Consider the following 12,005-nt stretch of genomic DNA (forward strand, 5'->3'; position numbering starts at 1 on the left):
AAAGAGGTACAATCACTTTCTGCTAGTTGCTATGACCAGGGTGGCTTTCCTATTATTGAAAAGTCAGGTACAAAGATAGAGTATTTTCATTGTGATGTTGAATAGAAAAAACCGCTTGGAGATCTCCAAGCGGTTTTTTTATTTATAAATATGAACGGTTGGTTCCTCTTGGTTTGGTTCTTTCAAAATGAGTGCTTCCTGACCAGATGTTGACATAATATTAACTTCCACATTCATGTAATCCGGAAAGTATTCCATGATTTTCCCTGTAACAAATTGAGTAAATGCCACTACTTCTGCTTTTCCATAAAACTGCATTGGAATTTCAATATCCAGGTAGTTAAGTTCCTCATTTTTGTAAAATGCTTTTCCGATTACACCTGTGTAATTTGGGAAAAATTCTTCGATATCCTGCTTAAATCGATTAAACATTTGTGCGTCATCTCTGTAGTCTTTTGTTGCTTCCGGTGATGGAAAGAAGTAATAATCTTCCTTTATATCTTCCCATTTCCCTAAATTGTTTGTCCCCTGCTTTACTGTTGTTTTCGCAATAAAATTACCAGGCACAATTGAGGACTTCTCTTCTTGTTCGTATAAAGCAATAACAATTGGTACGTTTTCTAAACCACTCGTGTTTCTAACACGATTAATGACTTCCTGTGCAATTTCTTTTCCTTTTGAGAGGATTTCACTTCTACTAATTTTATGCTCTCTAGCATAACCAGCCTCTTGATTGAAGTAGTGTACAGAATTCATCGCTAACCCGATAACAACTCCGCCAAGCTCTACGGTATCACCTTCACGGATTAAATAGTTATGTTCAAGCATATGTGCGAGATAAATAGGATTTGCAGCATTCTTTTGCTCTAGTCCACCTTCACCAGTGAGAGCAGGATTTAATCCTAGATCTACAAATTTCTCTCCACCTTTTTTCGCCTCTGCTTGGGCCTGTTCCAAGGCATCTCCTGTTAGCTTTCGTTTTAACCAGCTAGTAATAACATCACTTGTTAAATATTGTCCTTCCTGGTATAGATATTTATCTGTTGAAAATGTCTCCTGCGCAACTCTCATTAATCCCGTTTCAAACTCATCTATATCTAGTCGGGTATTTAATTGCTCAGAAACTAAGCCTCTTGCTTCCCCTTGCTTAAACGGTAAAATCATTTTGTAATATGAATCTGAAATGTTATATTTTGGAATGATCGCTGTTTCCTTAGATTCATCCACGGTTTCCTGAACGATTTCCTCTTGCTCTCCGAAATTAGGTGCACACGCTGTTAAAAACAGTAAGCCTGTTAGCACCACAACTAGTTTCTTTTTCAATGTAAGTCCACACCTCTTATTTTTTCCTATTTCACTGGGACGGGTTGACGATTATTTATTTAACTCTTCTATTAATTGAGTCTCATTCCATACTTCGATATTTAGCTCTTCCGCTTTTTTAAGTTTACTTCCTGCGGCCTCGCCGGCTATGACAAGATCTGTGCTTTTGCTAACACTTCCAGTCACTTTACCACCTAGTGCTTCAATACCTTCTTTCGCTTCATTTCGTGACAATTGTTCAAGCTTCCCTGTTAACACAACCGTTTTTCCGGCAAAATAAGAATCACTGTCTTCCGCTTTTACCAGTTTAGGGCCTTTGTACATTGTGTTAACACCTAATGCTTGTAATTCACTCACAAGATGCTGTACATCGGGGTTTTGAAAATAAGTTGTAATAGCATCTGCCATTTTTCCACCGATTTCATTAATCGCTACTAACTCTTCCTCTGTACTCTTCTGAAGGTTTTCAATTGTTTCAAATTGCTGAGCCAATGTTTTAGCTGCTTTTGATCCGACGTGGCGAATGCCCAAACCAAAAAGAAGTCTTTCAAGTGAATTCTCCTTCGATTGCTCAATTGCTTGTAATAGGTTGTCTGTTGACTTTTCACCCATTCTCTCAAGCCCGAGGAGCTGTTCTCTTGTTAAACGGTAAAGATCTGCCACATCTTTAATTAATCCTGCAAGGAATAGTTGAGAAACAACTCTTTCTCCAAGACCGTCTATATTCATCGCATTCCGTGAAACAAAATGAATGAGACCTTCTTGAATCTGAGCAGGGCATTGTGGGTTAATACAGCGTAATGCTACTTCTCCTTCAATTCTTACCAGCTCACTTTCACATGCCGGGCAATGTGTTGGCATTGAAAATTCCTGTTCTTCACCTGTACGATGTTCCACTAAAACATTGACGACCTCGGGAATGATATCTCCCGCTTTTTTAACCACAACTGTATCTCCGAGCTTAATGTCTTTTTCTCGAATTAAATCTTCATTATGTAGTGACGCACGTTGTACGGTTGTACCAGCAACCCTCACCGGTTCTAAAATAGCTGTCGGTGTGATAACTCCTGTTCTTCCTACACTTAGTTCGATATTGATTAGTTTTGTCATAACTTCTTCAGCAGGAAATTTATAAGCAACAGCCCAGCGGGGACTTTTTGCCGTAAACCCAAGTTCTTCCTGCTGATCTAAGGAATCTACTTTAATAACAATCCCATCAATATCATAAGGTAGTGTTGCACGTTTTTCCTGAAGGTTTTCAATCAGAGTAATCACTTCATCAATATTTTCACATTTTCTACGTTCTTTATTTGTTTTGAAGCCTTCTTTCTCAAGAAAATCTAGTGCTTCACTATGTCTTTGAATGCCAGTCGCCCCTAAATCAGCGATACTATAAACAAAAATATCGAGATTTCTCTTGGCTGCTATTTTAGGGTCCAGTTGTCTAATTGAACCTGCAGCAGCATTTCTGGGATTTGCAAATGGCTCTTCCTCTGCGGCTAGTCGAAGTTCATTTAATTTTTCAAAAGACTTCTTCGGCATAAATACTTCGCCGCGTACCTCAAAGGACACATTCGATTTTAGCTTTAGCGGTATAGAGCGCACAGTTTTCAAATTTTCCGTGATATCCTCACCAGTAGTTCCATCACCACGTGTAGCACCTTGGATAAAATAACCACTTTCATAGCGAAGAGAAACGGCTAATCCATCTATTTTTAATTCAACAACATACTGGACATCGTCACCGACAGCTTGTCTAACTCTTCGATCAAAATCCCGCAGGTCTTGTTCATTAAATGCATTGCCAAGGCTTAGCATCGGCGTTCGATGAACAACCTTTTGAAAAGCTTCCAACACAACCCCTCCAACCCTTTGGGTAGGAGAGTCTTGTGTTTTAAATTCAGGAAATTCTTCTTCGACCTTTATAAGTTCTTGCATGAGACGGTCATATTCTGCATCAGGAACACTTGGCTGGTCTAAAACATGATATTCATAGTTGTAAGTGTTTAGTAGTTCATGAAGCTCTTGAACTCGTTTTGTTGCTGATTGTTTATCCATTCAGATGTCCAATCCTTTCTTCCGGAACTTTTGGTTTACACACGATTAATAGGAGCAAATTTAGCAAGGAGACGTTTAATCCCGACTGGACTAGGAAATGCAATATCTAATTCCTTTCCTTCTCCTGCTCCTTTTACACTTACAACCGTACCAATACCCCATTTTTTATGTTCAGCTTTATCTCCAACTGCCCATGGTAGTTCATCTCCTCCAGTAGAAGATGGTGTAACAACAGGCCTTGACACTGGGGGGCGTTTTTCCTGTCTGCGTGCAGTATTGAATGAAGTTGAAGCTTTTTTCACCTGTTCATTCAAGTTCTCAATTAGCTCACTTGGAATTTCGGAAATAAATCGTGATTCCGGATTCATACTCGTCCTACCAAATAATGTACGCATTTGGGCATTTGTAATAAACAGTTCCTGCTCAGCCCTTGTAATCCCTACATATGCCAGACGGCGTTCTTCCTCCATCTCATCTTCTTCCATTAAAGAACGGCTATGTGGGAAAACTCCTTCCTCAAGTCCAATTAAAAAGACAACCGGGAACTCCAGGCCTTTTGCAGAATGAAGTGTCATTAAAACGAGTGCATCACTTTGTTCCTGTTCCTCTTCATCAAGTTTGTCAATATCTGATACAAGAGCTAAGTCTGTTAAAAAGGCAACAAGGCTTTTGTCTTCATTTTGCTTCTCAAAAGTTTGAGTAACAGATAAAAATTCATCAATATTTTCCAGGCGGCTTTGGGCCTCAAGAGTTTTTTCCTGCTTTAGCATGTCTCGATAACCCGATTTTTCAATAATTTCTTCAGCAAGCTCAGTAACGGAAAGATAGTCCTGCATATTACCAAGGTTTCGGATTAATTCCCGAAACTCTACCAATGCATTAACAACTCTGGCACTTACTCCAATATGTTCTATTTCGTCCAGTGCCCGGAATATAGAGATATCTTGATCGATTGCATAATTTGCAATCCGATCGAAAGATGTTGAACCAACACCACGTTTCGGTACGTTGATAACACGGGCCAAGCTAATGTCGTCATCAGGATTAGCAATTAAACGAAGATATGCTAGTAAATCCTTAATTTCTTTTCGGTCGTAGAACTTAATACCACCAACGATTGTATAATTTAAGTTTGACTTTAATAATACTTCCTCAATAATACGGGATTGTGCATTTGTACGATACAGAATCGCGATATCAGAAAGCTTACGTTGTCCTGAATCCACCAACTGCTTAATTTTCCCTGCCACAAATTGTCCTTCTGATGCCTCACTATCAGCACGATAGTACGTAATTTTCGGCCCTTGCGGATTTTCGGTCCAAAGCTTTTTAGGTTTACGATTCGAGTTTTTCTTAATCACTTCATTGGCGGCTTCTAAAATAAGCTTGGTTGAACGATAGTTTTGTTCTAATAAAATAACATTTGCTTGAGGATAATCCTTCTCAAACGATAAAATATTAGCAATATCTGCTCCACGCCATCGGTAGATTGATTGATCAGAGTCTCCAACAACACATAAATTTTGAAATCTTGCAGCTAAAAGCTTAACAAGCATATATTGCGCTCTGTTCGTATCTTGATACTCATCAACATGAATATACTGGAACTTTCTTTGATATGTCTCTAGCACTTCCGGAACACGTTGAAATAATTGAATGGTTGTCATAATAAGGTCGTCAAAATCAAGTGACTGGTTTTTACGGAGTTTCTTTTGATAATCTTTGTATATATCACTAACGATTTGCTCGTAATGACTTCCTGCTTGATTATCAAATTCTTCTGGTGTGATTAGTTCATTTTTGGCACTGCTAATAGATCCTAGTATGCTTCTTGGATCATATTTTTTAGGATCCAAGTTTCTCTCTTTTAGTACTGATTTTATTACTGACAATTGATCTGTCGTATCAAGAATGGAAAAGTTACGATTGATTCCCATTCTGTCACTATCTCTTCGTAAAATTCTTACACACATCGAGTGAAAGGTAGAAATCCAAATATCATCCCCGCCAGAACCTAAGATCCCTTGGATCCTCTCTCTCATTTCACGTGCAGCTTTATTCGTAAACGTAATCGCCAATATATTCCACGGGGCAATTTGTTTTTCTGTCATTAAATATGCAATACGGTGTGTTAACACCCTTGTTTTTCCACTACCGGCACCGGCCATAATTAGTAAAGGGCCGTCTGTTGTTTTTACCGCTTTTTGTTGCATATCATTCAAACCTGCTAATAACTGATTTGATAAAAATTGCAACATCCTCACCATCCTTCATAAAAACATATGTTCTATTTTAACGTCATCACAAAAAACCTTCAACTAAGAAAAGCGCAAGCGCCTTGAACAGCCTAGGGCAATAAGTCAATTTGAAATAGAAGGCGTTCTTTGCCTTCAATTTCAAATTGACTTATGACCTCGAGGGGCTAGGCGCTGGAGCTAGACACTATAACTAATTAATAATTTATACTTTCATACCTTTAAAAAATTATTTTCAATCATTCTTTAACTGCATCCACAGTCTTTAATGCTGCTGGTAAATTTTCATATATAACATTGCCCACTACAACCACATCTGCATATTGAGCAAATTCTTTTGCTTGCTCAGGAGTTGAAATTCCACCGCCATAGAATAGCTTTGTATGATTTAACACCTTTTTTGTTTGCTCGACGACAGTCATATCTCCAAGCTTACCGCTATACTCCAAATAGAAGATCGGTAAGTGATACATATTTTCTGCTACGCGGGCATAAGCCTTCACATCTTCAATGGACAATTCTGTATTTGCATCTGTTAAAGCTGCTGCTTTACATTCCGGATTAAGAATACAGTAGCCCTCAACAAGAATTTCATCCCAATTCATAATCTCGCCATATTCCTTAACAGCTTCATGATGTAGTTCCATCATCCACTTCGTTTTTTTACTGTTTAAAACAGTTGGAATGAAGTACAAATCAAAACCAGGAATGATGGATTCTGCTGTGGAAACTTCCAAAACACAAGGGATAAGATAGCGTCTAATTCTCGCCATTAAGTTCAACACATTATCCTCTGTGATATTATCGCTTCCACCGACTAAAATTGCATCTGTACCGGATTCACAGATCTTCTCTAACTCTTCATCATTTATCTCTTTATCAGGATCGAGTTTAAACACATGCTTCCACTCGGTAATATCGTACATGCTGGATTCCTCCATTCAAAACATCCATTTCCCTATTATAGCAAATTACATGCTAGCAAAAAACTTAAAAGAGAAGGAAGATGTTTGAAGTTTTACGAGCGTAATTTCTGGATAAACGTCAAATAAAAAACACCACATATTGTGGTGTTTATCTATTTATTCAACTTCTTCTGATTCCTTATTTCCATGAACACGTTCCAATGCCATTGTGTAGGCATCATTTCCATAGTTTAAGCAACGCTTAACACGTGAAATAGTGGCTGTGCTGGCACCTGTTTCTGTTTCAATTTTATGATAGGTATTGCCTTCACGCAGCATTCTAGCAACCTCCAGCCTCTGTGCCAGAGATTGAATTTCATTGACTGTACATAAATCATCAAAAAAACGATAGCATTCCTCAAGGTCTTTTAATGACAAAATAGATTGAAAAAGCTGATCAAGCTCTTTTCCGCGAAGCTTTTCTATTTGCATAATTCATTCTCCTTTTATTCTTGCGATTGAATTAGAAACATATCTAAATTTGGTACAATATTAATCCATGTTTTTCCCGGAACAAACTTTACGATGTTCCCTTCTTTTACAGGTAAAATCCTACCATCTTCATTTACCCAATCTACCTCTTGCATCAAACCATTTTGAAGTAATAAAGCTTTTCCTCCAGACGTCAAGTTAATTCCGCGTCTTCCATAGTCATCTACGATGTTATGCTTCATTTCTACTACAAAAATATTAGAAAGTTTAACAGGATCATTACTTTCAAGGTCAACTGTTTGTTGAGTGTCACTATAGCGACTATAGACCTTATCAGTTTGATTATACTCGTAAGTTGCTTGCCAGGTTTGGGAATTGTCATATTTGATAACAAACTTGTTAACATGTTCCCCTTTTAAATTTTGGACTTCCTCTTCGGATAAAAATTCAAAGGGTTCTACTTCTGCTGCCACTTCATATTGTTTGGAAATAGCACCTACTAAAATATTTTCTTTTGATATATAGGAGTTGTGCGGTGCTTTCCGATGTTCAGCTCTCCAAAAAGCGTTCCGTCGTATTCCATACCATTTAAGGAATCGACTTCACCGTTTGTTAGCTTTACTAACGCATCCGGGCTATAGCCATGGGCAATATAAAGGGAATCATATCCTTTACTTAAATCAATATAATAAGGTCTTGCACTTCTTACAGGCCCGATAATATCAGGTATGTCGCTTTGAAAGACAGCTAAAAACCTGGTAATATTTCCTTCAGCTAAGACTTCATAGACAATGTCCGCTTTTGATAACCCTGATTGCGGTCTTGCGGCTGGGTGATTGTTAATCATCACACTAACTGGACGTTGTGTTATATTTTGTTCGTCTGTTTCTAATCCTGTTAATGGCGAGACAACGCTTTCTTCAACTGCTTCTACTACTGTTTCTTCTATTTGTTCGGATGCTTCACCATTATCCGGAATCCTTTGCTCTTGTGATTCATCATTACTGCAGGCACTCATAAATACACATATTGAAAAGAAAGCGGCCGCAAATTTTACATTCCTCAAACTAACACAACCTTATCTAATTTCCACTTTTATATTTTAACGCATTATAGATGGAAAGAGTACCGTTTTTTTCATCACATCAAATATACCTCTTGGTGTAATTCGTATATAGGGTAAATGAGTAGATGATAAAAAAAGCAAAGAATAAATCGGATCATCAAATCGGTATCCTCTCTCTTTTAATAAGATATTTAATTCCTTTTGCTTTGTTATAACCTTTTCTAGTACTTCTTGGGAAGCTCCACCATTTAACTTTAATGGCATTTCAAATATGATGCGCCCATTCTCCGTTAATACAATACCTCCACCTATATCTTTCATTCGTGCAAAAGCTGACAGCATTTCTTTTTTATTTTTGCCGATCACTATCATATCACCAGTTGTTGAATATGAACTAGCAAAACCCTGCACTTTCTTTGAAAAGCCTTTGATCACAGTATTAATCCGCCATTCCCCATTACGGTCGATTAATGCTAAAAAACTTTCATCATGATCTTCCGAAAGTACGTCGGAGGAACTGTCAATTGTAACTGAATAAGGCTCCATTATGACAGCATTACGCATTTTCATTCCCATCGGCATCGAAAATTGCAAATCATCAATGAGTAAATCCCACTTTATTTCAGCAGGTTCCAACCCATACTGTCCCCAGTCCACATCATCGTTATATTGTTGAACCTCTCTGTTTTTCACCAGCCATTTTCCCTTTGACATAACCGAAAGAGGATCAGGGTTATCAATATTTTCAAGGATATTTAATGTTGCCATACGCCCCGGAGCAATAACGCCGATGCGATCTTCCAGCTGATAATACCTGGCAATATTAAAAGAGGCCATGTGATAAGCATCAATCGCAGGAACATTACAGTCCAAAGCGATGTCTATACACGAATTTATCATTCCATTTTCATAAAAAGTCGGTGTTGAACCATCTGTTGTGAAATAGACATGATCATATACCGAAAGCCCCTCATTTTGCACTTCTTTTATTAACTTCTCCAGGTCCGGGCGAATAGATGATTGTCTTAATGCAGCAGTATATCCCATCTTTAGACGATTTATCACATCTTTTCCTGTCATTGATTCATGATCACTGTCAACTCCAAATAACTTCATTTTTGTTAACGTATGATTAGAGGCACCTGGAAAGTGACCTTCTATTCGTTTTCCCCTTCGTTTTGTTTCCTGCAACCAATACAGAATCCAATCATCTCCATCAGCAAGCTTTGGCCATCCTGTTAACTCACCACCCTGAAGAACTGACTTATGCTCCAACCATTTTCGAACAAAATCATGTGAAAAGACACTTTCCTCAGAGTGTACCTCTGTCTGCAAATCAAACCTGGCCCACCAGAAATAGTGATAAGGCAACTTTTCCATGTCATCCATAAAAGTAAGCGCTTTCTTTTTACTGGACTGCAAAAGAAGAAAAAGATTATCACCTATAAATGTTGTTGTTCCTGTTTGTGACACATATCTCGCTAAGGATTGGGGATTATATAACTGAAATGGATGTGCATGTGGTTCAATATATCCTGGTACAATTACATTGGAAGCGCAATCAATTTCTTCCGTTTGAAATGAATGTTCAGGTAATTTATCCCCCACATAAACAATGCGATCTTCATAGATCCAAATATTTGCTTTCATCCATTGTCTTAAGTATGAGTTAAGATATGTTGCATTTTTAAGCACAACTGTTGGAGCTAAATGATTCGTTAATACCTCTATTTGTTTTCGTATCTGACTATTTTTCCATTGAAATTTTTGCTCGGGCATAAAAAACCCTCCATTTTCTAGTTACTACTTAGATACTATGTTAACATATGGAATTTATTAACGCATTAAAGTTTTTATTTCAATTTTATGACAATTAGGGAGGCTTATGATGGTTAGACCAAATATAGGGATTGTAAATGCGCTTATTCGGATTACATGTGGGCTATCTGTATTAGCATGGGCTACATCAAAATATTGTAAGAAGCCTTGGAGAGATTCTTATCTTATTGCGATCATACTTGGCGCAATGAAAGTTGGAGAAGGTATTCTGCGTTTTTGCCCAATCACCTATTTGTTTGAAAATAGGAATACTTATTTCTTTGAAGATGATGATGAAGATTATTTTGGTGAAGATGTGGAGGAAGTTACGTATAATCCTTCTTAATAAGAAAAGCGTAAGCGCATTGATCTGCCTAGGGCAAATTCTTCACTTATGACCTCGAGGGTCTAGGCGCTGGAGCTAGACACTAAACTAATTACAACCATTTGTTTAAATAAATTGGGACTGGCCTTGCCAGCCCCTTATTCTATCGTTTTAGGAGGTGTTACATATGTTTTTAGAATATTTAACAGATATGTCTTTTCTTCTTATTGCCTTAATTGGAGGCATTGTTGCCTTGCTATATGTCTATATTAAGAAACGACGTGCTTAATAGCTTTGTTTCCAATGTCAGTTCTGTAAAACAATGCAGGAGCTGAAATTTTTTCTACTAGTTCATACGCTTGTTTTTGTGCATCTTGAATGGTTGAACCATAGCCAGATACAACTAGCACACGTCCCCCATTATTGACAAACTGATTATCCACTTTTTTTGTCCCTGCATGGAAGATAACAGCTTCTTCATGTTTGGCAGTAAGAGTACCGATCGGTTGTCCCTTTGCATAATCATTTGGATAGCCTTTCGAAGCAAGAACTACACCTAGCACGGCTTGTTCAGACCACTTTAACTCTACAGGTTCATCATTTAGAATGGCTAATAATGATTCTACCAAATCAGATTCCAATCTTGGCAGAACAACCTGTGTCTCAGGATCACCAAAACGAGCATTAAACTCAATAACTTTTGGACCATTCGGTGTTAAGATGAGTCCTGCATATAAAATTCCTGTAAATGAACGGCCTTCACTAACAAGCGCTTTTGCCGCCGGTTTTAAAATTGTTTCAACTGCTGTTTCCACAACTTCCTCTGAAATTTGTGGGACAGGAGAATAGGCACCCATTCCACCAGTGTTTGGGCCTTCATCATTGTCATAGGCACGTTTATGGTCTTGAGCGATGACCATTGGGTATACTTGTTCATCTTTAACAAATGCCATTAGTGAAAATTCTTCACCTGCTAAAAACTCTTCAATAACAACAGAACTTGATGCATCACCGAACTTCGCATTTTCCAGCATATCTGTCACACTATCTAACGCTACTTCAAGAGTTTCAGCAACTGTTACACCTTTACCTGCAGCTAACCCGTCCGCTTTAATAACAATTGGTGCACCTTTTTCCTGAATATATGTCTTTGCCTTTTCAACATCTGTAAATGTTTGATACTCAGCTGTTGGAATATTGTATTTGATCATGATTTCTTTAGCAAAGTTTTTGCTGCCCTCAATAAGTGCTGCTTCTTTTCTTGGTCCAAATACTTTTAAACCTTCAGCTTCAAAATCATTTACAATACCGTTTAGTAAAGGAACTTCAGGGCCAACGATTGTTAAATCAATGTTTTTCTCTTTTGCAAAAGAAACTAGTGCTCCATTGTCTGTTTCGCTGATGTCTACTCGTGTAGCCAGCTCATCCATTCCATCATTACCAGGTGCAACAAAAACTTCCTCTACAAGTTTACTTTGTGCTGCCTTCCATACTAATGCATGTTCACGTCCGCCTTGCCCGATAATCAGTACTTTCATCTTCACACCCCGCTCTTGTTTATAAAACATTCTAGAGCCAGTTCAACTGGCTCCATGTTGATCGTTTAGGAATTTATAAAATCCTTGAACTGTGGATAAGCGCTTTGACATCCAGCTCCGAAGCACAGGATGTGCAAGTGCAGTCATGGCGATTGACGTCGCGTGTTTTGACTGCCAGCGCCTAGCCCCTCTAGGGTCTAGCCACAAATGAATTGAAGACAAACA

11 protein-coding genes are annotated in these 12,005 nt (G+C 38.1%); 2 read left to right on the forward strand and 9 right to left on the reverse strand.

Annotated features, from left to right (window positions below):
• Positions 1–138 precede the first annotated feature (138 nt).
• The 8 genes from AC0L8O_RS20895 to AC0L8O_RS20930 form a co-directional block, all read right to left on the reverse strand.
• Complete coding sequence (locus AC0L8O_RS20895) at positions 139–1,323, reverse strand: CamS family sex pheromone protein (RefSeq protein WP_473445082.1); 1,185 nt, start codon at positions 1,321–1,323, stop codon at positions 139–141.
• A gap of 51 nt (positions 1,324–1,374) precedes the next feature.
• Entirely contained in the window at positions 1,375–3,381 is a 2,007-nt protein-coding gene (gene ligA, locus AC0L8O_RS20900; protein ID WP_473445084.1) for an NAD-dependent DNA ligase LigA, read from the reverse strand.
• 35 nt (positions 3,382–3,416) lie between these two features.
• Complete coding sequence (pcrA, locus tag AC0L8O_RS20905) at positions 3,417–5,636, reverse strand: DNA helicase PcrA (RefSeq protein WP_473449073.1); 2,220 nt, start codon at positions 5,634–5,636, stop codon at positions 3,417–3,419.
• A gap of 239 nt (positions 5,637–5,875) precedes the next feature.
• Complete coding sequence (pcrB, locus tag AC0L8O_RS20910) at positions 5,876–6,562, reverse strand: heptaprenylglyceryl phosphate synthase (protein ID WP_473445086.1); 687 nt, start codon at positions 6,560–6,562, stop codon at positions 5,876–5,878.
• 156 nt (positions 6,563–6,718) lie between these two features.
• Positions 6,719–7,033 carry a YerC/YecD family TrpR-related protein gene (locus AC0L8O_RS20915; RefSeq protein ID WP_026562364.1) on the reverse strand — a complete coding sequence of 105 codons (315 nt, stop codon included), beginning with the start codon at positions 7,031–7,033 and terminating at the stop codon, positions 6,719–6,721.
• 14 nt (positions 7,034–7,047) lie between these two features.
• Positions 7,048–7,506 (reverse strand): DUF3048 C-terminal domain-containing protein, encoded by a 459-nt coding sequence (locus AC0L8O_RS20920; protein ID WP_473445088.1) that lies wholly within the window; start codon positions 7,504–7,506, stop codon positions 7,048–7,050.
• Between the two features lie 26 nt (positions 7,507–7,532).
• Positions 7,533–8,099 (reverse strand): DUF3048 N-terminal domain-containing protein, encoded by a 567-nt coding sequence (locus tag AC0L8O_RS20925; RefSeq protein WP_473445090.1) that lies wholly within the window; start codon positions 8,097–8,099, stop codon positions 7,533–7,535.
• Positions 8,100–8,135: 36 nt separating this feature from the next.
• Positions 8,136–9,878 (reverse strand): adenine deaminase C-terminal domain-containing protein, encoded by a 1,743-nt coding sequence (locus tag AC0L8O_RS20930; RefSeq protein ID WP_473445092.1) that lies wholly within the window; start codon positions 9,876–9,878, stop codon positions 8,136–8,138.
• A 106-nt stretch (positions 9,879–9,984) separates the two neighbouring features.
• Between AC0L8O_RS20930 and AC0L8O_RS20935 the strand changes: the two genes are divergently transcribed.
• Together AC0L8O_RS20935 and AC0L8O_RS20940 are read left to right on the forward strand one after the other, a co-directional pair.
• Positions 9,985–10,263, forward strand: coding sequence for a YgaP family membrane protein (locus AC0L8O_RS20935; protein ID WP_026562367.1), 279 nt, complete (start codon positions 9,985–9,987; stop codon positions 10,261–10,263).
• Positions 10,264–10,429: 166 nt separating this feature from the next.
• On the forward strand, positions 10,430–10,531 hold the full coding sequence (locus tag AC0L8O_RS20940; RefSeq protein WP_353579938.1) for an EYxxD motif small membrane protein: 102 nt from the start codon (positions 10,430–10,432) through the stop codon (positions 10,529–10,531).
• Here AC0L8O_RS20940 and purD read toward each other — a convergent pair.
• Positions 10,512–11,780, reverse strand: a complete 1,269-nt coding sequence (gene purD / locus AC0L8O_RS20945) for a phosphoribosylamine--glycine ligase (RefSeq protein ID WP_473445094.1) — start codon at positions 11,778–11,780, stop codon at positions 10,512–10,514. The genes AC0L8O_RS20940 and purD overlap by 20 nt on opposite strands.
• Positions 11,781–12,005: the final 225 nt, after the last annotated feature.

The organism is Metabacillus sp. KJ11-3, from assembly GCF_055808295.1.